The sequence below is a fragment of the Vibrio sp. Isolate24 genome (assembly GCF_022398215.1).
Classification (GTDB): Bacteria; Pseudomonadota; Gammaproteobacteria; order Enterobacterales; family Vibrionaceae; genus Vibrio; species Vibrio coralliilyticus_A.
Genome location: NZ_JAKEUU010000005.1, coordinates 33252 through 57119, shown reverse-complemented (window position 1 = coordinate 57119; position 23868 = coordinate 33252). Strand labels below are relative to the sequence as shown.

The window sequence follows — 23868 nt, the reverse complement described above, 5'->3', positions numbered from 1 at the left end:
CAAAATGAGGCTGAGGTGCCTGAGCATTATTTCCTAGTTTTACTGACTATCAATACGCGCCAACCAATGCAATTTGTCGCATTTCCGCGATCTCTTAGACAACATTTTTCGGTAATTCGCTCTATGATGAAATGAGTCAGTTCAATAGGAGGACATGGTAATGAAATATCGACATATTCTGGTCGCGCTAGAGCTTTCTGAAGAGAGCAATGTGTTGATTGAAAGAGCGGTATTTATGGCTAAGCAGCATGACGCGGAGATATCGCTCATCCACATTGATGGCACCCATGGAGAAATCTATCCAGAGCTGGTCGACATTCACGCCGACGCCAGCGTCAGACCACTCAATGAACACTCAATGGAATGGTTGCGAGCGTTCCAAGCCAAGCTAGATTTTCCTGTGAAGCATTTTTTAGTCGGGACTGGCGATCTGGGCGATAAGCTTAATGACACCATTACAGAAAACGGCGTTGATTTGCTGATATGTGGCCACCATCAGGACTTCTGGAGCAAGATCATTTCTTATTCAAGGCACCTGATCAACAAATCTCCGGTCGACATTTTGGTTGTGCCAATTCCAGATTAAATCAACGAGTAAGAGAACCAAAAAGCCATCCTTCACGGATGGCTTTGTCATTTTATGTGCGGCTACACAAGGGCTTGCTCAGTATCGATATCAAAAATATGACACTCAGAGACATTAAAATTCAATAACGTCTCTTCACCATTAAACACCATGCGATCTGCATCAAACGGCACACGAGCAATCAATTTATCTCTGCCAACTTGGAAATAGAGGTATAGTTCATTGCCCATCGATTCCACAACGTTAATAGAGTGGTGCTGAGTGTTAACATCTGAGAGTGGCGCATCATGGTTCGCCAATTGAATATGCTCTGGGCGAATACCAAACCACACCCACTGGCCGATTTTTTGCCTTGCTAAGTCTTGCTTACTTTCTGGCAACGTCCATCGAGTACCGCTTTCTGCGAGTACATTGATGACACCATCAATTTCCTCAATACGCGCTTTAATGATGTTCATCGCCGGAGAGCCAATAAAACCTGCCACAAATTTGTTGGCTGGATAGCGGTATAAGTTCATTGGGGTATCCACTTGCATGATTTCCCCCTGATTAAGCACACAAATGCGATCCCCAAGCGTCATAGCTTCCACCTGATCATGGGTCACATAAATCATGGTTGCATTCTGCCCCTCCGCTTTGAGATCAGAGTGCAGCTGAGCAATGCTCACTCGGGTAGACACTCGCAATTTAGCATCAAGGTTCGACAACGGCTCATCAAACAAAAACACATCTGGCTTGCGCACCATCGCACGTCCAAGTGCAACACGCTGTCTTTGACCACCCGACATCTCACCGGGTTTGTTTTGCAACAAGTGTTCAATCTCTAACGTTTTTGCCGCCTCAAAAATACGCAGTTCAATTTCTGACTTTGCCAGTTTTTGCTGTTTAAGCCCGAATGCCATGTTTTCATACACTGACATATGTGGGTATAACGCATAATTCTGAAACACCATTGAGATACCACGATCTTTCGGAGGTAAGTCGTTGACGCGTTTGTCACCGATATAGACATCACCGTGAGAAATCTCTTCTAGGCCAGCGATCATTCTTAAGGTCGTCGACTTAGCACAGCCAGACGGCCCAACAAACACCATAAACTCGCCTTCGCGAATGTTCAGGTCAACACCATGAACCGCTTTGAATCCATTGGGGTAGGTTTTTTCCACCCCTTTAAGCGTGACTTCCGCCATAGCTTATCCTTAAATCAACTCGTTAAATGCGTGTGGGTCAAAATGGGCTACCGATGGAATCACCAGATCTGCAACAGGCGTCAGTTCGCTTTCCAATGCGGTTCCAGTTAGAACACCGATTTTCTTCGCGCCCGCATTGGTGCCAAATTCCATATCTGACACCGTATCGCCAAACATGATCACTTCGTGTGGCTCAACACCGCATTGCTGACAAAAAGCATTCAGCAGTGCAGGGGCTGGCTTTGGTTCGATGTCACCATCCGAGTAACCGACATAATCAAACATCTCGCTCAAACCAGATTGCTGTAAGGTGTAGAGTGTTGAGTCCTTGGTATCCGCGGTAGCAATGCCAAGAATCATGCCCTGCTGCTTAAGTGAATCCAGTTTTTCTGTTACCCCTGGCAGTGCTTCAACCCATTCGGGATGATTAGCGACATGATGGTTAAACGCCTCTTTGGTCACACGCGTAAACATTTCCAGAGAAACGACTGGGCGTAGGATCTCGAACCAAGCTTTGGCCGTGTCTTCCACCGGATTGGACGCCAACAGACCATGGTTGTCGACTGAGTCGCCCTCTACGCCGATGGCTAAGAGTAACTCCGTAACTGTGACGTTTTGATGACCCTGGTTTGTGTCACTGAAATCCTTTACGGTCTGGCACGCACTGCGTGAAGCGTTGAGCCACATATTGTGGAATTCCAGCAGAGTGCCATCTTTATCAAACAATAGTGCTTTAAACTTCATCACTATTTAATCGCTCCATAAGTTCACCCCAGGTTTTGACCAGAGGCGTAGTAAAAATGGGTTGGTCGCCGTCATAAACGGCGTTAATACAACCTTCAAATTCATCATTCTCGGCGCGGCGGATATCGATGCGGCACCAAGAGTAGCCTGCTTCTACAAACAGCATTTGTTCGGTGTTGTGCAGCGTGACTTTGGCAACAACAACGCCATCGACAACACATTCGGCGTAATAAGTATGCTCAACATCGTCCACAGCTAACTGGTAGCACAATGCCTGCCCTTTAGAATCGCAGCCGGGTAATAATTCGTTGCTGTTGATGGCAAAAGATAAACCGCAGCGACGCTCTAAATAGACATATCCGTTCCGAAGCCCAGCGAGAATGCCTTCACCACACAGTCCATGACTAAACACAAAGGTCGACGGGTCACCGTAGAGTGAAGGCTCCGTCGCTTTCGGATTGCGCTCATGAGGCTCTAGGTGGGAATCACTGCCGCCAATGGCGCTGATTCTATGGCCGCAATTCCACATTTCGCTCAATACGTTAAGCGCTGAGTTTGTCGCTTTAGGTGATGTTGACCAAGTCGGATCGCAACACACCTCAAACGTCGACACTTTGTCGAGTTCAAGCGGTGCATAATGCCAGTGCCATGGCTTCATCATCGGGTGGTTAACACTAATAGAGCTATGAGAAGCGTTGGCCAATGCCAGTCCTGCTTCCATCACACTTTGGCTGCTATGCTCAACATCACGCAAATCCAGCGCAGATTGTGGACCATGAACATTGAAGTGCCCAAGGTCTGTAGTCACCTCAAGGGCAGGCATAAACAGGCATTGCTCAGACAAAGGTAATCTTGGCTGGCAGATGTTGTGTTCAGTAAGGAAGAAGAAATCTAAGCCCTGCGCTTCGACTATCTGCTTGGCTGCCGCAAGGGTGTTGTGTCCATCAGATAACTGAGTATGTGCATGCAGATCACCTCGATACCAACGAGAATCTGAGCTCAATAACCGGCTGTAATCAAAAGAAATCTGATGATCCAACCCTACAGTTGCGACACTGTCTATAGCTAGAGTATCAACCGGTTGATCAAACGCGATAATCACCTGATACTGCATCGCCCGCTCGGAACGAAACTCACCTTCAAAGTTGTACAGCTCCAGAGACCATTCTCCAGCGGCCAAATCTCCATCAATCGCGCCAAACCCTGACTGCTCTGCACAAATATTCAGCGACTTATGCGCTTTTTCAAACAATACCTTTCCGCGAAAATGACCATGACTATCGTACGCCGCTGCGTATAAGAACCCTTTGGTCACGGTCGTGCCCGTAATTTGAACGGCCTCAGCACCGTGCGGAACCATAAACGACAACGACACTCTGCCGAAGGTCAGTTCACCTTGAAATTCTGTCATCGGTTTCACCAATTAAACCCACTATAGGATGGAGCCTACCCAGGCAGGCTCCTTATCAAGATTAAGAGCGGTTGACTCTGTCCAGCGCACGCTGCGCTTTCTTCGCCGCTTGTTTCAGCGCTTTCTCAGCAGGTACGTTCTGAATTTGAATCTGATCGGCGGCCACTTTCAGCGCATCCATGATCTTGCCATTGGTTGGGTCTAGGAAATCCTGGCTGGCGAAGCTTGCCTGCTTTAACGGAATCAGCGCTTGTGGGTTATCTTTGGTGAACGCCTGATACTCAGGCACGCTTTCTACACTCATACGTACAGGGATGTAACCTGTGAACATAGACCAGTTCGCGGTGTTCTTAGCGTTGGTATAAAACTCCATAAACTCAAACGCACCTTGTGCTGCCTTGTCGTCGGTCCCCTTAGGCATCACGTAGACAAGAGCACCAGCTTGAGGTGCGGATGGGTGAGAGCCCCATCCAGGCTGCGTAGTTGCAGCAAGTTTAGTGAAATCGAGATCACCCTGATCACCCGATGAGCCTGTATAACCAAGGGCGTTGTCTTTCATAACATCATCAATGGTCTTGTACCAGTACTCCCAGCCCTGACCACCGTGGTGAATACGCATGATTTGGTCTTCGTGAATCCATTTGCGGAAGCTGTCCCACACTTCAACCCATTGCTTTGAGTCAATCAGTACTGTTTTGCCATCATCGCTGATCACCTTAGCGCCATTAGAGAAAGCGGCGTCGATCATATTGTCCTGACCCCACATCGGTTCCCAGCCATAAAAAGTCGTGTTGCCTTTCGCATCTCGCTGAGTCACTTTCTCAGCAACTTTAGCCACATCCTGCCAGGTACTCAGGTCTTTCTCCGTAAAGCCATTGTCTGCCAACACTTTCTTGTTGTAGTAAAACACCTGGGTCGTACCGTAAGCTGGTAAGCCAATCACTGTTCCATCTTCAGCCGTCACCTGATCTTTAAACGCCCCGACAAAGTCCGAGAAGTTGAACTCTGCATCCATATACGGTTTAAGATCACGACTCAAGCCACGCTCATACATCGCCTCAGCTCGGACTGAATCAAGCAGAACCACTTCCGGAGCGGTTTTTGAAGCCAAACCTGCCTGCAGTTTCTGATACGTTTCGGTGTAGTTTCCTTGCAATGCTGGCTTGATGACATATTCATCTTGGCTGGCATTAAACTCTTCAATCAGCTGAGTCATCAGCTTCTGAGGTTTTGTACCGCCGGAATACCAGAAATTCACTTCCGTTTTTGCCAGAACGCTACCCGAGACCATTGAAGCGCTCGCTGCGCCAGCACACACTAGTGCGAGAGTTTTTAGTTTCATTTCCATTTACTCTTTTACGCCGTTATCGGCGATACCTGAAAGAATCGTCTTTTGACACAAGACGAATAGAATCAACAAAGGCAATACGGCAATCGTGCTGGCTGCCATAATTTGCGACCAGTTAAGACCGTAATTGCCTTCGGCTATGAAGTAGTGGCGAATCCCGGTTGCAATCAGGTTCAGCTCTTGTGAAGTGATCACCAGACTCGGCCACATATAACTGTTGTAGTTCGTGATAAAGGTAATCAGGAACAAGGTTGCGACCGCTGCTCTGCATTGAGGCAGCAAAATCGCCCATAAGATTTTCAACTCACCGGCACCATCAATGCGTGCCGCTTCGATCAGTGACGGATGGATTTTGATGAAGACCTGACGCAGGTAGAAAACGCCAAAAATAGACGCGGCATTGGACACTACTAGCCCCATGTGTGAGTCGAGCAGCCCCAACTTCGCCAGCGTGATGTAAGATGGAATGTAAGTCACCGCCCCCGGCAACATGTAACAGCCCATCACAACAAAATAGAGCACCGTCTTTGAGCGGAACTTCAGCTGAGTCAAGGCATAAGCGAACATCGCAGAATTGATGATCACTAGCAATGTCGTAAAAAGCGCGACACTGAAGCTGTTGAAAATGTATAAACCAAATGGTGCACTTTGGAACGTCTCAACAAAGGTCTCCCAGCGAAATTGCTCCGGAATCAAATTCAGTGGGCTGGCGAAAATCTCATCGTTCGATTTCAGAGAACCAGACAACATCCAGAGAAAAGGGAACACCATTAATGTGCCGCATGCAGCGAGAAACAGGTGTTTACCTATCGAAGTCAGTGTTTGTATTTCCAATCGCTTGCTGGTCTTTTCCTGAGTAGCCGGTATTGAATTGTCAGTTATCACCGCTTGAAGTGATCCATTTGTCTGGCGTAATCGTGGCGCGCTACCCATAACTTGTGTCGTCATATTCCTATCCTCAGTAGTAAACCCAGCGTTTACCAATGTAGGTATTTGCCAAGGCCAATAATCCAGTGATCAGGAAAATCACCAATGATGTCGCCGCTGCCGGCCCCATTTCATAACGCTCAAAAGCTTGCTGATAAAAGAGGTAAAGTAGTGTGCGAGTCTCACCACCAGGCCCGCCTTGTGTCAGGATCTGGAACTGGTCAAACGCCTGAACCGCATTGATGATGTTGACCACCAACAAGAAAAAAGTGGTCGGCGACACTAGCGGTAACGTGATTTTGAAAAAGCGAGTCAGACTGCTGCAACCGTCAATCAGTGACGCTTCATAAAGGGAACTGGGGATTTTGTTGAGCGCGCTGATGTAAAACAGCATGGTCCAGCCGATGGCCTGCCAAATAGTGACAATAATCACCGCGACCATGGCAGTATCGCCCTGCTCCAGCCACGCAATCTTGTCGAACCCCATCGACATCAGTATTTGATTCGCCAGACCGGATTTGGACTCAAACACCCAAGACCAGACAATCGACACCGCAACCGTTGGTGTAATCCAAGGTGAGAAGATCACTGCACGATAAAACTGGCTGCCCGCAAAGTTTTTATGCAGCAGTAAAGCAAAGATCAGCCCCAACACCACAGTCGGAATAACCACACCAAGAGAAAACCAAAATGTGTTGAGTAACGCCTGAGTGAACTCAAAGTCCTCGATCATATACTGATAGTTTTCCAAGCCGATGAAATCGTATTCAGGCGAAATGTAATCCCAATCTGTAAAGCTTATATAAATGGAGTAGCCGAACGGCACTAACCAAAAAGCCACCAGTGGAATCAGCAGTGGTGCAGTGAACAACAGCACTTTGAGGTGGCTCGATATTTGTTGTGAGATGGTACCCATGGTTTGACCTTAGTACTTCCGTGATATGTCAATAAACTAAGTGCGCTATATGACAAGCCTGTTGGAGTGCCCCTCATTTTTTTTATGGGCACTCATAAGAAAATCTTTAAGCCAAGCCATCATCTTTGATCTGATGGTGCAGCCAGTCACAAAAGAAATTAACCTTGGCATTACGACTGTTTTTGGTGATCAGATAATGGCCCGATTCCGCTGGCATAGAGGCATCCACCGCCAATACCAGCTCTCCACTCTTTAACAGTTCTGACACCGCCAGCGACCTTACCAACAACACACCGACACCATGTTTGACCGCTTCCAAAGCATGCAGAGAGTTACTGATTTCGAGTTGAACCTTAGGCAGCACGGCATCGAACTGATTGTGACTGAGCCACTGAAGCCAATTCTCCTGATACCCCTTTACTTGCACGGCAGGAAGCTGTGAAAAATCACGCTCATCAAGCTGAGTTTGATAGCCACGTTTGAACTCAGGACTGCACACCAGTTGCCAGTGTTCCTGAAACAGTCGCTCAGCACTGGTGTCTTCACTTTCCACTTTGCCATTGGTCAATTCGATATCAACGTTCTGGCAAGGGGTAGTTGAAGGCCAATCGACCAACTGAATATCAAGGCGAATGAAAGGGTATTTGTTGTAAAAATGCGGTAAGCGCGGTAGGAGCCAGTTATGGCAAAGGGTGTGGTTTACTCTGAGGCTCAGTACGTCAGTTTCCTTTTCACCAAACAACAGTTGAGTCTGAAGTTTAAGGTGAGCTAGGGAGCCGGAAACAATCGGTTGGTACTGCTGAGCAGACGACGTCAACCTGACGCCCTTTTGTGTTCGCTCGAACAACGTCGTATCAAGAAACGCTTCCAGACTTTTCAACTGTTGACTCACAGCGGCCTGCGTAACACACAGCTCCCGAGCGGCAGCGCCAATTGAGCCAAGCCGGGCAACTGCTTCAAAAGCGACCAAAGCACGTAAAGGAGGTAACATGGCGTTCACCTGATTGAAATAAAAGTGAAAATTACTTCAATCAGGTTGCAGATTTTCGACGCTAAGATGACAGATTAATGACTAATGGAGGTGGAGAACAGATTTATGATCACCGTCCCGCACAGGATAAAGCCGATACCAACCAAAGCATACACATCCAATTTTTGCCCATAGACCAGCCAAGAAAGTGCTGCGACAAGAACAATGCCAGCCCCACACCAGATCGCATAAGCCACGCCTAACGCCATGCTCTGCACCGTCAACGAAAGTAGATAAAACGCTAATCCATAACCCACTAACACGCCTAATGTAGGATACAACGCCGTAAACTTCTGCGTTTTTGGCAACCAAGAAGTAGCAAAGACTTCAAGGACAATAGCGATAATTAGGGTCATTACAGGTGGTAAGGACAACAACATATTTAACCCGCATTTATAGTGTAAATAGCACAGGGTAATGACTTTGCATGTCATTACTGTGTCGAAACTCAATAGAAAATATAAGCCAAGTACCTAAGATTGCTTAGATTAAAATAACACGAATCATACAAAAAGCTCATTTGGTGTTGAATTAATTAATGAACCAATCTACATTTATGAACCATAACATCAAATAAACCATAAATTTCTTTGTATGACTGTGTATCTTTACTCGCGGTTTTCTCCAAAAAACCAGGCTTATGCGCAACACCTAGAGCAAATGCAAGCTACCGCTCCTGAAGCTATACATTTTCAGGACAAGGTATATGGGTATATTCCACCTATGGAAAGACCTGAATTCGTCAAACTTTTCAATGTATTAAAAGCGAATGATACGGTTGTAGTCTGGTGGCTAAGTGTATTTGGTCATGATTTTAGTCAAGCGCTTCATGTCGTAGAACGACTTTATAAAAAGGGCGTTAATGTACAAACCGTATGTGAACCATTACGACTTGAACCAAACACAATACAAGGCCAAACCGTACTCTCCTTGTTGTCTGGTTACGGACAAGTACAGACTCAACACCGCTTATTTGCCGCAGAGATGGGGCGAAAACAACTCAAAGAAAACCCTGAATTATGGAAACAAAAATTCCGCGGTCGCCCTGCTGATAAGCAGAAACACCGACAAATCGCTGAACTCTTGATGCAAGGTGAAACCCTGCAAAACGTCGCCGAACAATGTAGTGTGAGCCTATCAACAGTAAAAAGAGTCAAAGCCAAGTTACAGAGCCATGATGACGAAGGCTGTCTTAAACGTCGTGTAAAAGGCCAGCCTGCTTGTGGAGAGAATGATGAGTAACACAATCCAACCAAGAACCATTCTACTCGCCTGTTTGATCATCAGTATCGGCCAATTAAGCATGGGGTTGGTATTCCCATCCTTGCCTTGGATAGCTCGCGACTTCAATATTTCTCTCGACCAAGCTCAGTTATTAGTCAGTGTGTACTTACTCGGCTTTGGACCTTCACAATTCTTATATGGTCCCATTTCTGATTCACTGGGCCGCAAGAAGGTGTTGCTGGCAGGGCTACTACTCGCGCTAACGGGCTTGATACTCATCCTCTTACTCAGCGACTCCTTCACTGGAATGGTATTCGGAAGGCTACTTCAAGGTTTGGGAACCGGTTGCTGTGCAGTGTTAGCACGCGCTTCGACCAGAGATCGCTACAATGGAGCTCAGTTGCCTACCGCCCTTTCTTATATAGCCATGGTAGCGTCAATCACGCCTTTGATCGCTCCTGTTTTAGGAGGCTTCATCAACTTCCATTTTGGCTGGAGTATGGTGTTTGTCTCATTACTCGGTTATGTGGCGATTGCTTGGGCTACTTTGGCGATATTTTTCGATGAAACATTAAGTCACACTAAACCACTGCTTTCACCGACCAGCATGCTGAGACAATATCGTGAACTGCTCACCTCTCGGTATTTCATAAGTTTCGCCAGTATTGGCTGGTTAAACTTCAGCCTGATGATCACCACAGTCTCCGTGATGCCCTTTATCATGCAAGATCAGATTGGAATGACATCCGATGAATACGCCATGTGGGCGTTAATTCCAGCGTTAGGCATGTTAACGGGGACCAGTATCTGCAATCGGATAAGGCCCGTGACGGGCAGTAAGAAAATGCTCCTGTGTACACCTGTATTGCACCTTGCTTCCGCACTATGGTTTTTCTTCTGTCCGCTTGAGCCGCTCTATTTAATGCTTGGCCAGCTACTGATGATCTTAGGCAATGCAATAGCCCTTCCCTGTGCGCAAGCGATGGTGATGCAGCCATACAAAAAACAAGCAGGGGTCGCCGCCGCTATGTCTGGTGGCGGTCAAATGATCATCTCATCTATCGTCAGCATGGCGCTGGTAACATTGGGCTTGAATCAAGCATGGCACTTGAGTTTTGTCATTATTGCCTTCGCTGTCATTACCCTGAGCAATATAGTGCGTGGATTCAGCACTCAGGAGGCCGTAGCTCAAAATGAGGATCAACTGGCTTAAAATCAAAACGCCCAATGAGGGACATCGGGCGTTTTAGTCAATAATATCAACCCATAATAAATGGGTCATTCTAAGCAAAAGCACTTATTCTTGCTCGAGCGCTTCTTCATCTATAGCGTAAGCACAACGGATCTCATACTGGTTAAAAGAAAATGTACTCGCACCATGTACTCGCTTAGTGATGACTTTTTCATCACCAAACTGAACGGTAACGTGAGTAAAAACTTTACTTTTCACCTCAACAACATTCTCTTCAAGAGCTTGCTCAAACTCTAGTTCATGTCTATCTCGCGCCGCTTTCACTTTCTCTAACCGAGCATTCGATTCTGTCTTGAGTTTCTCGATGTTGGCTTCTTCTTCATCACTTCGTTCAGATTTCGGTGTTTTCTTGAACTCTAACTCCTTGCGAACCACATCCATGGTCGCCTCTTGAGCAAGCTTATATTGCTCTTTGTACTTTTGCTGACGCTCTTTGAAATTTTGATAACGAGCAAAGGCATTGACATAAGTCGGTGTATCACCTTCGACACCAAGGTTTACACAGGTAACTTTGCCACCCACCTTGGCTTGCCCCCCACTTAAGGTGCCTTGCTTCTCTGCCTCATCTGATACCATTAGGTCTTTGCCACAACGGATTTCGTTATTCATGCAATGTACTGACAGGTTAATATTTTCCGCAGCTTGCAGTTCTGAGAATTGAGCATAGTTTGCAGTAATAGAGCCGCCCGCTTTTACATGGCAGCTTTTGGCTTCATCTTCTGAAACATTGTGGCCAATAATACCTTTGGCAACATCAATATTGCCCTGCGCCTGAACATCCGCAGACTCTATAAATCCACCCACAGTTAAATTACCGGTAGCTCGAACCATCATGTCAGACTCGATATTACCCGTAACAACAACATTGCCTTTGAATTTTATGTGCCCCGTAGCAACGCCTATGGTCGGTAAACAAAGCGCATCTTCAACTTCGACGGTACGCTCTTTAATCACAGGCATTCCTGACACCGCTGCAATCAGCACATTCGGGTCATCCGGAGAGATTTCTGAGCCTTTGCCGGCTTTGAGCATTGCATCATTACCAGCTTTGGGAGGAATAGGTTTGCCTTGAACTGTGACACCAGGTGTACCTTTTGTGGCCGGAATGCGCTTCATCAAACGAGCTTTTTCTTCGACCGTTACGGTTCCTCCAAGATCAAGCATATCTACTTTACCATTCTGATCTTGTGTAGGAGCGAGAACTTGCTTGGTGACGTCTTTTACGAGTGGAATAAATTTGGCGTCTTGCCCTTGAACAGGATCCTTACCTTTTGCAACAGGTTGTGTAAAAGTTTCTCCCGGTTTTAGCTGATGGCTCATCATTAGCACTTTTTTGAGGGCTAATTTATTGATTCCTTTCGTGACGTGCGCTTGAGCTAAGGCGTGTACGATCTGAGGGCCTTTAAGTGGTGACCCTCGATAAGCACCGGTGACAACCATACTGGCCAACATGTCATGCTCAGAGAGTACGACTTCGACCATTGCATCTCTGACTTCAGCGATAGGAAAACCTACCTGAGCTTCACTCTTACCTTCCTTTGCACAATTAATAAACCGAGTAATTTCTTCCTCTAATATGCAAAAGTCCGTGGCACCTATCTGCTCTAATGCCTCTTCAACACCCTTACTGTCAAAACGACCGTCAATGTTCATATCTGGTCTTAATTTAGCAATAACCTGTTGATTATCATCAGATAAGCTGACTAATTTTTCCCACATTTACAGCCTACTTAGTCAAATCCCTATAACTTTAGTTTATATAATCCTCACGAATTACAGTATCAAAATTGTGACAAAGTAGGGCGTAGGTCACTTCTAGGCTCCGTTTACAGTGTAAATGTCATCAAACAGAGCTCGGGAAGTGATGCTGAGCATCTAAACTATACACCGCTGTCACGCATTTCCCTTGTTTTGAATACTCCAAAGAGTCACATAATTCAGAAGCAAGAACTATTCCTCTCCCATGAGTGAGTGTTTTCTCATCTGGTTCACGATTTATTTCTTCATAATCGAAGCCAGTACCGTTATGCTCTAAATTCATAACCAACTGCTTCTGCTCTGGCTTATAGTCAATAGCCAAAGAAACCCACAGATCTTCAGGCAACTCTTTCAATTTATCTTCACGCATCTGATAAAAAGTAAAAAATCCGTCCGGTTCCTCCTTAATCTTAGAATCAAGTCGCAATAGACCATGCTCTATCGCATTAGCAAAGAGTTCAGAAAGAACTGAACAGACCAAATCTAAATGAGGTCCAGACATTACTCCTGTTAATATCTGACGAACTTCCGTCATGATCGTTACCGATTTTAATACTGAAGCTGGAAATTGCATCTTAGATTGAGTCGGTGTTTTACTCAGGTAAAAGCTATTTTGCTTAACAACGTGATCATTACTATTAGAGATTGGGAATTCCATATCCAGAATAGAAAGATCATCACCGACATTGCGATTAGCAAATTTTCTCACAGATTCAAACAGGGTAGGAATGAGAGCTCGCCCAGAGGTGATCGCTTCTTCCAACCTTTCTTGACCAAACTGCTCCCCAGTACCATTCCCTGCCTCAATAACACCATCTGTATAACAGACGATTTTCTGATCAGGCTCCATTTTTAAATGAATAAGGTCTGTTTCAAATTCATGAGCTTCGAGCACCCCCAGCGGCATATGCCTAGATACCAACTTGCGGACAATTGAGCCATCTTTATCAAGAAGGTAACCGTCAGGAAGACCGCCCCCCCACCAAGAGACTTCAAATCCATTAGCCCTGACCTCAAACACACTCGCGGCAAGCATCATTCCCATAGGAAGAAAGCGCACCAGTACATCGTTAAGTTCTCGCACAATCTCCCCTAACGATAAACCTTTTGATGCCATTGAAAAAAATGCTCTCGTAGCAGGTATTGCTGATATCGCGGCAGGTAAACCATGCCCGGTTGCATCGGCGATCATGACGTAAACGCCACCATGCGGGCGATTGGCGACAACAATCAGGTCCCCGTTAAAAATCGTAGAGGGTGTAGAAATGTAGTTGACGCCATAGATGCTTTTCACTTGGGCGCTCATTTCATCCATCAAATTGGAGAAAATGGACTCAGCGATGGCATAGTCATAGCGGACCTGTTCATGGAATTTACTCAACTCATCCCTTTGCTCCTTAACCTCATTGTGCATCTTCACGGTTCGATAATGCGCCTGCACTTTAGCTACAAGTACACTTCTTTCGACAGGTTTAGGGATAAAGTCTTCACCTAAGGTCAGGCAACGCTCAAACGAGTCGTGGTCATCTAAAACGGTCAGAAAAATAATAGGGATATGTAAATTTGGAAATGCATCTCGGATTTCCTGAGCAGTAGTAAACCCATCTTTGACTGGCATCATTACATCAAGCAAAATAACGTCAGGAAGCGATGACATCTCCTGCATCGCCTCAACCACACCTTCGCCATTTTCAAATGTTGTGACTTCCTCAGCCATCTCACCAAGCATGAACCGACATAATTCTCGATTTGTCGCGTGGTCGTCAACTATCATGACATGCATACGACCCTCCTTAACCGCTATTCAATAGCAAATTTTTTATCAAAACGAGAAATTGTCAGTATCTTTCGTACCTGTGGTAGCGTATTAGTAATACGGATCATCCCATCATCCTGTTCGAGATAGTTGTGCATATTAAGCAGCATCCCTAGCCCGGCGCTGTCGATATAGTCGACTTTGCGCAGATCGATAGTAAATTGAAAATCTCGTTTATCTGAATAACAGCGACGAAACTCCTGCACTAAGTTAAAACCAAAAGCGCCCTCAATCAGGATGGTAACGTGCTTAGCATTCACATCGACTTCCGACTCTACTGACATAGTATCTCCTTGTTTACGACAAGAGCCTTACTGGCTCATGCACACTCAAACTCACTTGCTTAAAAAAGTTCAACTTCACCTTCTTCAATACTTTCTTGGGAAGCGGCAGGCGCCCCTCTATTCTCAAGGCTGTTCTTTAGCTCATAAACCGCTAGGTTAAATTCTTCACCGCTAATTTTTCCATTGGCGTATTCCACAAAGAGATGGGCCATTTGCTCAAGGAACCCGACACTCATCTTGGCATAATCGCCTTGCTGAACAATAATATCGGTAAACTGAAGAGCTCGGACACCATCTCCAACACGGCGGTGAAGGGTGACACCAATGGATTTAATTTTTTGCACTTCTTGCTCAACGGACTCATTCGCTCTTTGCACTCCCTTCAACATATCATCGACCTTATCTTTAGATTCGATGGCCTCTGTCATGTCGATGGATGCCATTTCACCAACCGTCTTATTCGCTTCCTCGACCGTGTTCTGAGCAATGTTAATCTCTTTCTCAATCTGGCTATTAAGCTCCTCGGCTTTAACAGACAGATTTCTCACTTCTTGAGCGACGACAGCAAACCCTCTCCCAGCTTCCCCCGCCCTTGCCGCTTCTATGGCTGCGTTCAGTGCAAGTAAGTTGGTTTGTTCAGATAACCCTCTAACTTGCGCTAATAATTTGAAAACCGAGTCCAACTTTTCGGACATATCATGGATACTGTGCACCGCAGAGATGCTCTTTTCTGACACATTGATTAGCGTATCGACAAATTGGCGAATAATGCCTTCAGTTTTAGGTAGGACTTGCGCAATGTCGTAATCCCCTTGCTTATTCCCAACCATGTTGCTGACGAGCGCCTCAGCTATCTCATTCTGTCCTTCAGCAAGCTTTTGCACCTCAAAGAAGCTTTCATTCAACGTTTCAACGGACTCATCCACAACGCTATGCTGGTGATCAAGTGGTTCATTAAGCTGCAAGGAGATTTTGCCGAGAAGTTCACTAATATCCTTAGCGGCTGTTTTGGTATTTTGGACCGGTTTAGTCTGTTGAATAGACGGCTTATCTTCATTGTGCTGCGCTTCTCGGCGAGGAATCACAAACCATGGAACCGCAGCAGCCAGTACCATGACAGCGACATGTGCGATCGAGGAAGAAAGGGTCATTCCAATAGACAGCAATATGACCTGCGTGCTAATCGCAATACCATATCGATATTTTGGTGCCCTTATTATTTTGCTCATAGTTCTTTCCTGACGTTGTTTCTCATCACTCAATCGCTTGCTTTAAACAGTCACAAATCTGTTGAGGTATTTTTTTCAGGCCTAATACTTTTTGCGCAGCATTAAGCTCAACAGCGACTCTGGGCATTCCCCAAACAACAGAAGAGGCTTGATCCTGAGCAATGGTCACTGCTCCTGCTTGCCTCATTCTCAGCAAACCTTTTGCTCCATCCTGCCCCATCCCTGTCAAAATGATACCAATCGCATTACTCCCCACCGTCTCTGCCACGGCATCAAACATGACATCAACTGAAGGCTTGTGCCTGTTAACCGTGGGTCTATCATCAAGCTGGCAATACAGGTGCACACCTTGCTTGACCACCACTAAGTGCTTATCTCCAGGCGCCACATACGCACAACCATTAACTAGTGGTGCTTTACTCACAGCCAGCTCCTTGACTTGAATATTGCTGTTGTCATTTAGCCGTTGTGCAAAAGGCGCGCTAAACATAGCGCTAATATGTTGCGTGATCACAATTGGTGGTAATCCTGCGGGTAAGGCTGACAAAACCAACCTGATAGCTTCAGTTCCTCCCGTTGACGCGCCAATGGCGACTAACTCAAACTTGGTTTTTCCACTATGGGCATTCACAAGCTTCGAAGGCATAAGCCTCGCTTTGTCTTGGAGCACATTCGCCCCTGCCGCCATTTTTATTTTGTCATTAACCAAATCTTTATAGGTGACCATCTCACCCGTGTTATAAACCGAAGGTTTAGGAAAGTAATCAACCGCCCCGAGCTCTAGAGCCGTCAATGTTGGTTCCGCACCATGTTGCGTCAAGGTTGATATCATCACCACTGGCATAGGGCGTAAGCGCATCAAATTCTTGAGAAACTGTACGCCATTCATTTTGGGCATTTCTATATCTAAGGTTAGTACATCTGGGTTATGAACCTTGATTAAATCACGTGCTTGATAAGGGTCTCCGGCCATCGCAACTACTTCAAGTTCAGGATCCGAGTTAATGATCTGTTCAAGCAATGATCTAAACACTGGGGAATCATCGACGATCAACACCTTAATTTTTTTCATGAAAACAACTCCACATCGTCGTCATGAGGGCGATGGCTTTCTTTATCCAATTGACTGGCATACTTGTCTTCTTCTTGCTGAAGATGATGAACCTCGGTATAAGGGATTCGCTTGAGCCAAGCCTGACCTGTTAAGGGATTAAAAATAATCTTTCGGGGCTCTAGCCCACCGAGATCTTGAGCAATAACATCTAGGTTCTCCTGCTTTACGTAATTTAAAATGAATGCGATGTTCTTCTCTCCAATCATAGAATGATGTCCCAGCATCTGAGCCCCGCCAAACAGCTTAACTTTGAGAGATGAGCGCGTTGCCCCATAGGCAATCAATGCGTTAATTAACATTTCCATCGCATGGCTGCCATATCGAGAAGCGGTAGACACAACTTCATCAGGGCTCCACGAGTTGATTTCTGAGTGATTATGAAATGGCAGCAGAAAGTGATTCATCCCTCCGACAGCAGCAGATTCATCCCAAATACAAGCTGCGATGCATGAGCCTAACCCCGTTGCAATCAATTCATCTTCTTGTGTCCAGTAGACCCCTCCAGGAAATACCTTAATCATATGCCTCTCTTTTTGAGGGTGATAAAAGCGATTGAAATGGCTATTTTCATATTTTGGTTTCGAATCTTTTAGCCCAATCATAATTCCCCCTACTGTTTCACATAGATGGTTTTGCCTAAGTGACGGAAGATATTGCTACACGAGCCGACACTTTCCGAATGACCAAGAAATAAAATACCATTAGGCTTAAGCTGTTGGTGAAAGCGTCGAATCAATTTCTCTTGGGTAGGTTTATCAAAATAAATCATGACATTACGACAAGAAATCAAATCAAAAGGCCGTTGCCAACCCCATCCATCTAACAGGTTTAACTGCTCAAATTGAACGTACCTCTGCAGGCCATTGGCAATTTTGATTTTTCCTTCCTGAGCCCCCCTTCCTTTAAAAAAACAGCGCTGTAGATACTTAGCCGGAATGGTAGAGATCGCCTCTTCGCTATAAATGCCCTGCTTCGCATGAGACAACACTTTGGTATCGAGATCTGTCGCAGAAATTTCAACTTGCTGAAAACGGCTGAATGCATTTGCACAATACAAAGAAGACACAAAACTGTAGGGCTCCTCTCCAGTTGAACACCCTGCCGACCAGATGTTCACTCTATCGAGGCCTTGCTGCTGCCACTCTTCTAACAAAATTTTTTCGAGAAACTCGAAGTGATGATATTCGCGGAAAAACTGCGTCTTATTAGTGGTGAGGCTGTTGATAAACCTAACGCGCTCTTTATTGTCTTGCTCTATCAGCAGCTTATATTCAGAGAATCGCGTCAGGCCTAGCCGCCTAAGCTGGCGACTAATGCGGCCGTACACCATAGTTCGTTTTCGATCAGAAAAGTAGATACCGGCGTGTTTATGCATGAACCACTGGATAAACTTGAAATCTCTATCCGTCAGTTCAAATTCTTCACTCGGTAGCGCCCCCTCGTCTCGGCTTAGAACTCTTCCCATTCGTCCCCTTCCTCACTGGCCTTAAATCCTGAGTTTGCTACACGCGGTGTTCTTATCTCCCTCACATTACTACTCTGCCCAGAGTCTGCCGTCCTTCTGGAGTCAAATGTCGCGACGTTATCATCTGTCGCGAAAAAGTTCATTAGACGAAGCAGCTGTTTGCCTTCATCTTTCAAGGACTGACTTGCTGCCGAAGTTTCTTCAACTAAGGAAGCGTTCTGCTGTGTCATTTCATCCATCGTCGTGATGGCACGATTTATCTCATCAATCCCCGTCGACTGCTCTAAGCTAGACGAAGCAATCTGAGCAATCAGCTCTGTGACTTTCTCGACGGCATCGACAATTTCATTCAAAGTTTCGCCGGACTCATCAACAAGTCGTGAACCCTCATCGACTTTTTCTACGCTGTCTTTAATCAGCCCTTTAATTTCTTTGGCAGCTGCGGCACTTCGTTGAGCCAAGTTACGAACTTCGCCTGCTACAACCGCAAAGCCGCGCCCTTGCTCACCCGCTCTTGCTGCTTCTACCGCTGCATTCAGAGCTAATAGGTTAGTCTGGAAGGCAATTTCATCAATTACACCAATAATATCGGCAATTTTCTTACTCGCGGTGTTAATTTCGGACATAGCCGACACTGCCTGACCAACCACTTCCCCACCTTTGCTGGCTTTCTTGGTTGCATCCTCCGCTAGTTTATTGGCTCCTTTAGCGTTGTCAGCATTCTGGCGTACAGTTGCCGTCATCTGTTCCATGCTTGCCGCGGTCTCTTCTAGGTTTGAGGCTTGAGCTTCGACGCGCTGACTCAAGTCATTGTTTCCCTCTGCGATCTCAGTAGAAGCAGTGGCCACCCGAGCCGAAGAATGGGTGATTTTTTCAACCATATTGCGAAGGTTAATGATCGAAGTGTTTACCGCATCAGAAAGCCTGCCGAACTCCCCTTTGTTATCGGACATGTTGGTATTGAGATCGCCGTCTGCGACGCGACTCATAACATCAATACACTGACCAATAGGTTCTACCATGGTATCCAGCAAATTATTGATACCATCACCTAGCTCTTTCATAAACCCACTGTAGACTGATGTATCAATGCGTTCATTAAGCTCACCAGAGATGGCACGTTGGATCAAAGCCTCAACCTGACGCTGGCCATCTTGTTGCTCGGTAATGTCCTCCCATTGCAGAGCTGGTCCAATATAATTGCCCTTAGTATCATGCATCGCAATGCAAGTAAGATTAAACTCAAGCCCACCGACAGCGATATTAGAACTAAAAGGAAGACGTTCAGGATTGTTGATGATATTGCGCTGATGGCTTGGGTTCTTATGGAAGACGTCGATGTTTTTCCCTACAAGGTGACTCGCATCAAAGCCTGGCAAGGCTTTTTGTAAGTCACTTTCTCGCGATTTCAATAAACTGGATAAGGCAGGATTAATATATTGGATAATGCCTTCTTTATCCGCCATCATCAGGTTGGTCGTCATACCTTTGACCGCTGATGCTAAACGCCCTACTTCCTGCTCTTTCGCTCTCTCTTCAGTGACATCACGCCATTCCAACGTGTTACCTATATAGTTACCTTTTGCATCGGTGATCGCGGCAACGTTGAGCTCAATTTTTATATCGGCAATGTCAATATCCGTTTTGTAAGGTAAGTTATTCGGCGTCGATAATAGCTGTCTCTGATGAGCAGGATTTTTGTGGAACTCATCTATACACCTACCCATTAGCCACTCTTCTGAAGCTGTAAATCCTGACCAAACCGTACGTAAGGTCGCTTCATGCTTACTAAATAATTGGACTGTCTCTTGGTTGACATATGTGATTTGAAAGTCACGATCAATCATCACCATCGCGGTTTGAGCTTGATCAACCGCCGCCTGCAACCTTGCGATATCATTTTGTTGAGCGAGTTCAGCTGTCACATCAGACCATTCCAATGTATTGCCGACATATTGCCCTTTTCCATCAATGATGGCTCCCACGTTAAGCTCAATTTTGACGTCTTTTACTGTAATCGTTGTGGTATATGGCAGATTGGAGGGGTTGGAAAGCATATGGCGTTGATGCGCCGGGTTGGCATGAAAACCGTCGATGCAAAACCCCATTAGAAACTCTTCATCAGCTCGAAAGTTGGGCCAGAGCGATTGAAACAGAGCTTCATGTTTTTTCAAAAGTTCGAGAGACTTTTGGTTGATGTAAGTAATATTGAAGTCTCGGTCAATCATCATCAAGGCTGTTTGCGCTGCATTCAATGCAGAAAAGAGCTGATCCTTCGATAACCCTTGCTCACTTGTAGGCTCATATTCTTCCATTAGGCTATCCTGAGCAGAGGCGGAAAATTGTTCCGCTGCATCAGGCTGTGGTTTCCGATTCCAAAATGCCATGAGTCACCTCTCACTGGTTGCTTTGTCTGATTTGCTAGGCCCAACTCTCTTCAGCTCGGTCAGGTACTGCTAACTCTGCCACGTCGAACAGAGCTTCAAGTTTTATTAAAATCAGATGGCCATTTTCTACAGAAGCAATACCTCTGATATAGCTATGGTCAACTGAATGCGATACGTGTGGCGCCGGCTTTATTTGTTCATCCAGCAATGAATAGACTTCTGAAACGCCATCAACGATGATGCCTAATGGATGCATCTCAGCATCATTGAGCACAATAACAACCGTGGTAGTACTTATTTCAGCAGGCGGTAATCCAAAACGCGCGCGTAAATCAACAATAGGCACGTACTCCCCACGAATTTCCAACACCCCGAGCATATACTCTGGAGAGTTCGGAATTTCCCGAATAGAGCTCCAGCCACGAACTTCTCGGACATCAAGAATAGGCACACCGTATTCGTCATCGCCGAGAACAAAACTCAAAAACTCTTGTGGCATGATCATGTCTCTCTCCTCAAAATTCGGTCGATATTGAGAAGCTCTTCCGTGTTCAGCAAAGACATAACCTGATCACCCACATTCATCAAACCTTGTAGGTAAGGGGTAACTAGAGACTCCCCAACGCTTGGGTAGAGCTCATTTTGTCCCTGACTGACTACATCGCTGACAGCATCAACGACAAGCCCCATCAGTCGCTCACTTTCTTCGGCCCGTAGACGAAGCACAATCACAACGGTCGTAGGTAAATATTCACATGTACCAATCTCAAATCGGCAGCGTAAGTCAATCACAGGTACTATCATGCCCCTTAGATTAATCACCCCTTTCACATATTGAGGCGCACGTGGTATTGGCGTCGGTCGCTCCCAGACACGAATTTCTTCTACATCCTTTATTTCAACGCCATACAACTCATTTTCAAGTTTAAAACTTAAAAAATCGGCACTTTGCGAAACACCTTCTTCACTCACTTGTTCAAGAATAGCCTGAGTTTGCGCTTCAATAACCTGTCGCGAGTCGGTGGTACTTCCTGTCACTAGAGCTGTTTCCATCCATCCTCCCTACGCTGCTAAGCCGCTATGAGCTGAATCCGAGGTACGTTTGAGAAAGTTCGTAATCAACCCCTGAATATCGAGAATCAATGACACAGAGCCATCACCAAGAATGGTCGCACCAGATATCCCAGAAACTTTACTGTAGTTGGACTCAAGGCTTTTAATCACCACTTGCTGTTGATCAAGCAACTCATCCAGCAAAAGCCCAACTCGATTACCGGCAGCTTCAACAAAGCACAGAATTCGTTCATCTAAAGCGCCGCTTTTCCCCATTTCTAACTCTTCTTGTAAGCGCAATATAGGAATGTTTTCCTCACGCAGTCGATACAACTCAATGCCTCCAGAAGCTAACTTGATACAACTTGTATCAATCTGGATGGACTCCACTATGGTTAATAACGGGATCACATACACTTCCCCACCAACTTTGACCAGTTGGCCATCCAGTATTGCCAGAGTTAAAGGGAGGTTGATCGTAAAGCAGCTACCAACGCCCAGTTCAGATTCAACTTCAATGTGCCCACCCAGTTCTTCAATGTTTCGTCTGACCACGTCCATACCCACACCACGTCCAGAAATATCTGACACTTCCTCTGCTGTAGAAAAACCGGGAGCAAAGATCAGATTCATGATCTGTTTGTCGCTGATATCTTCTCGGCGAGCATCTGGCGCTAATACGCCTTTCTCTGTCGCTTTGTTCCACAACTTGTCACAATCAAGTCCAGCACCATCATCCTTAATTTCTATCACTATGGCGCCACCTTGATGGTAAGCATTGAGTTTAATGACACCTTGTTCAGGTTTACCGCGTTCTAAGCGAGTTTGAGGTTGTTCGATACCATGGTCGATACCATTTCGGACTAAGTGCACGAGAGGATCCACAATGCGTTCCAATACGGTTTTATCCAATTCGGTCTGTTCACCCTGAATTTGTAAATCGACCTGTTTTTCAAGACGGTTAGATAAGTCGCGAACAAGTCGTGGAAAACGACTAAACGCAAAGCTCATAGGTAACATTCGGATATTAAGAACATTCTCCTGAAGATCTTTACTATTTTGTAGTAACTGCGCTAAGCCGACTTTGAGTTTTTCTAGCTTATCAATCGTAAAGTCGTTGCCAATTTCGGTAAGCATAGATTGAGTAATAACAAGCTCTCCCACTAAGTTGATCAGGCCATCGACCTTATCGATATCCACTCGAATAGAACTCACGCTGGTTTCGGATTTGGCGACTTTGGGTGACTTTGGCTCTGCTGTCGCCAGTGATGGCGGTGCTGCTTGTTGAGCCATAATTTCTGCTTCTGGTGAGCTTTCAACAGAATCGGGAGATCGCGAGACAAGTTCAATCCCTAGTTCGCACTCGTCTTCAACCCATTCAAATATTTCTCGGATACTCTCCTCTTCAACCGCTGCATCAAGGCTCGCTTGCCATCGCAGGTAACACAATTCAGCTTCTATCGCCTCGATCTCAGGTAAGAAATCAGTATTTACGGTAATAACGCACGAAGGGTGAAGATCTTTGAGTTCACGTAAGATTCTGAGGGGATCGTTGCCACTGAAGAACATTTCTGGGTGAGGCTCGAAAGTCACAAGCCAGTCACCTTCATTTCCAGAAGCACCAGATAAAGCTTCGTCATTATTCTCCAACGAAGGCATTAATCGGCCAGATTCTGGCTCTGAATTTATCACTTCTGCACCCAATAATCTTTGGAGTTGCGCGCTGACTTCTTTTTGCAGCTCAGTATCTACGGCCCTACCAAGCTCGTGCCCTTCCAGCATGCTTTGAATGCAATCGCCACTTTTGAGGAGTAAATCCACGGTTTCTGCGGTGAGTTCTCGTTCATTATTTCGAACCAAATCGAGATAAGCTTCTACAGAATGGGTAAATTCACTGATATCGAACAAGTTGAACGTAGCTGCACCACCTTTAATGGAGTGAGCGGCACGAAATATAGTATTAATCGACTCCTGCTCGAGAGACGTAACATCCAGATTGAGCAGTACATTTTCCAACACTTCAAGATTTTCACGACATTCTTCGTAAAACATCTTGCGCAATTGTTCCATATCTAAAGCCATAAGCTTTTCCTGCCAGACGACGTTGTAAGTGAATTATTGTTTTATTTGTGTC

22 protein-coding genes are annotated in these 23868 nt (G+C 45.7%); 3 read left to right on the top strand and 19 right to left on the bottom strand.

Going from position 1 to position 23868, the window contains the following annotated elements:
* The first annotated feature begins 160 nt into the window (after window positions 1-160).
* Window positions 161-586, top strand: a complete 426-nt coding sequence (locus L1D23_RS17745; protein WP_239835736.1) for a universal stress protein — start codon at window positions 161-163, stop codon at window positions 584-586.
* Between the two features lie 62 nt (window positions 587-648).
* On the opposite strand, the gene ugpC is transcribed toward L1D23_RS17745, so the two are convergent.
* The 8 genes from ugpC to L1D23_RS17705 all read right to left on the bottom strand — a co-directional run bounded on the left by ugpC (window position 649) and on the right by L1D23_RS17705 (window position 8532).
* Window positions 649-1776 carry a sn-glycerol-3-phosphate ABC transporter ATP-binding protein UgpC gene (gene ugpC / locus L1D23_RS17740; protein ID WP_239869220.1) on the bottom strand — a complete coding sequence of 376 codons (1128 nt, stop codon included), beginning with the start codon at window positions 1774-1776 and terminating at the stop codon, window positions 649-651.
* Window positions 1777-1785: 9 nt separating this feature from the next.
* Entirely contained in the window at window positions 1786-2520 is a 735-nt protein-coding gene (locus L1D23_RS17735) for an HAD family hydrolase (RefSeq protein ID WP_021457371.1), read from the bottom strand.
* Window positions 2510-3931 carry a CehA/McbA family metallohydrolase gene (locus L1D23_RS17730; protein ID WP_239869190.1) on the bottom strand — a complete coding sequence of 474 codons (1422 nt, stop codon included), beginning with the start codon at window positions 3929-3931 and terminating at the stop codon, window positions 2510-2512. The genes L1D23_RS17735 and L1D23_RS17730 overlap by 11 nt, the downstream gene beginning before the upstream one ends.
* 61 nt (window positions 3932-3992) lie before the next feature.
* On the bottom strand, window positions 3993-5273 hold the full coding sequence (locus tag L1D23_RS17725; RefSeq protein ID WP_239869173.1) for an extracellular solute-binding protein: 1281 nt from the start codon (window positions 5271-5273) through the stop codon (window positions 3993-3995).
* Between the two features lie 6 nt (window positions 5274-5279).
* On the bottom strand, window positions 5280-6227 hold the full coding sequence (locus L1D23_RS17720) for a carbohydrate ABC transporter permease (RefSeq protein ID WP_239869163.1): 948 nt from the start codon (window positions 6225-6227) through the stop codon (window positions 5280-5282).
* 10 nt (window positions 6228-6237) lie between these two features.
* Complete coding sequence (locus L1D23_RS17715; protein WP_239869161.1) at window positions 6238-7122, bottom strand: sugar ABC transporter permease; 885 nt, start codon at window positions 7120-7122, stop codon at window positions 6238-6240.
* A 106-nt stretch (window positions 7123-7228) separates the two neighbouring features.
* A complete protein-coding gene (locus tag L1D23_RS17710) occupies window positions 7229-8113 on the bottom strand; it encodes a LysR substrate-binding domain-containing protein (RefSeq protein ID WP_239869159.1) in 885 nt (294 codons plus the stop codon).
* Between the two features lie 74 nt (window positions 8114-8187).
* Window positions 8188-8532: a multidrug efflux SMR transporter gene (locus L1D23_RS17705; RefSeq protein WP_239869157.1), complete on the bottom strand. Its 345-nt coding sequence runs from the start codon at window positions 8530-8532 to the stop codon at window positions 8188-8190.
* Between the two features lie 214 nt (window positions 8533-8746).
* Between L1D23_RS17705 and L1D23_RS17700 the strand changes: the two genes are divergently transcribed.
* Together L1D23_RS17700 and L1D23_RS17695 are read left to right on the top strand one after the other, a co-directional pair.
* The gene (locus L1D23_RS17700) at window positions 8747-9394 is read left to right on the top strand and encodes a recombinase family protein (protein WP_239869148.1); all 648 of its coding nucleotides are present in this window, start codon (window positions 8747-8749) and stop codon (window positions 9392-9394) included.
* On the top strand, window positions 9387-10589 hold the full coding sequence (locus L1D23_RS17695; protein WP_239869146.1) for a multidrug effflux MFS transporter: 1203 nt from the start codon (window positions 9387-9389) through the stop codon (window positions 10587-10589). Before L1D23_RS17700 ends, L1D23_RS17695 begins: the two co-directional genes overlap by 8 nt.
* A gap of 84 nt (window positions 10590-10673) precedes the next feature.
* Here the strand turns inward: L1D23_RS17695 and L1D23_RS17690 are convergent, their stop codons facing one another.
* The 11 genes from L1D23_RS17690 to L1D23_RS17640 all read right to left on the bottom strand — a co-directional run bounded on the left by L1D23_RS17690 (window position 10674) and on the right by L1D23_RS17640 (window position 23816).
* Window positions 10674-12347: a FapA family protein gene (locus L1D23_RS17690; RefSeq protein ID WP_239869144.1), complete on the bottom strand. Its 1674-nt coding sequence runs from the start codon at window positions 12345-12347 to the stop codon at window positions 10674-10676.
* 124 nt (window positions 12348-12471) lie between these two features.
* A complete protein-coding gene (locus tag L1D23_RS17685; protein ID WP_239869143.1) occupies window positions 12472-14169 on the bottom strand; it encodes a fused response regulator/phosphatase in 1698 nt (565 codons plus the stop codon).
* Window positions 14170-14186: 17 nt separating this feature from the next.
* Entirely contained in the window at window positions 14187-14486 is a 300-nt protein-coding gene (locus L1D23_RS17680; protein ID WP_239835725.1) for an STAS domain-containing protein, read from the bottom strand.
* Between the two features lie 59 nt (window positions 14487-14545).
* On the bottom strand, window positions 14546-15715 hold the full coding sequence (locus L1D23_RS17675; RefSeq protein ID WP_239869140.1) for a methyl-accepting chemotaxis protein: 1170 nt from the start codon (window positions 15713-15715) through the stop codon (window positions 14546-14548).
* A 25-nt stretch (window positions 15716-15740) separates the two neighbouring features.
* Window positions 15741-16787 carry a chemotaxis response regulator protein-glutamate methylesterase gene (locus tag L1D23_RS17670; protein ID WP_239869131.1) on the bottom strand — a complete coding sequence of 349 codons (1047 nt, stop codon included), beginning with the start codon at window positions 16785-16787 and terminating at the stop codon, window positions 15741-15743.
* The gene (locus L1D23_RS17665) at window positions 16784-17431 is read right to left on the bottom strand and encodes a chemotaxis protein CheD (RefSeq protein ID WP_239869129.1); all 648 of its coding nucleotides are present in this window, start codon (window positions 17429-17431) and stop codon (window positions 16784-16786) included. The genes L1D23_RS17670 and L1D23_RS17665 overlap by 4 nt, the downstream gene beginning before the upstream one ends.
* Window positions 17432-17439: 8 nt before the next feature.
* Window positions 17440-18294 (bottom strand): protein-glutamate O-methyltransferase CheR, encoded by an 855-nt coding sequence (locus L1D23_RS17660; protein ID WP_239869127.1) that lies wholly within the window; start codon window positions 18292-18294, stop codon window positions 17440-17442.
* Complete coding sequence (gene aer2, locus L1D23_RS17655) at window positions 18279-20681, bottom strand: aerotaxis transducer Aer2 (protein WP_239869125.1); 2403 nt, start codon at window positions 20679-20681, stop codon at window positions 18279-18281. The genes L1D23_RS17660 and aer2 overlap by 16 nt, the downstream gene beginning before the upstream one ends.
* A gap of 34 nt (window positions 20682-20715) precedes the next feature.
* Entirely contained in the window at window positions 20716-21186 is a 471-nt protein-coding gene (locus tag L1D23_RS17650) for a chemotaxis protein CheW (protein ID WP_239835719.1), read from the bottom strand.
* Window positions 21183-21734, bottom strand: coding sequence for a chemotaxis protein CheW (locus L1D23_RS17645; protein WP_239835718.1), 552 nt, complete (start codon window positions 21732-21734; stop codon window positions 21183-21185). Before L1D23_RS17645 ends, L1D23_RS17650 begins: the two co-directional genes overlap by 4 nt.
* A 9-nt stretch (window positions 21735-21743) precedes the next feature.
* The gene (locus L1D23_RS17640; protein ID WP_239869121.1) at window positions 21744-23816 is read right to left on the bottom strand and encodes a chemotaxis protein CheA; all 2073 of its coding nucleotides are present in this window, start codon (window positions 23814-23816) and stop codon (window positions 21744-21746) included.
* Window positions 23817-23868: the final 52 nt, after the last annotated feature.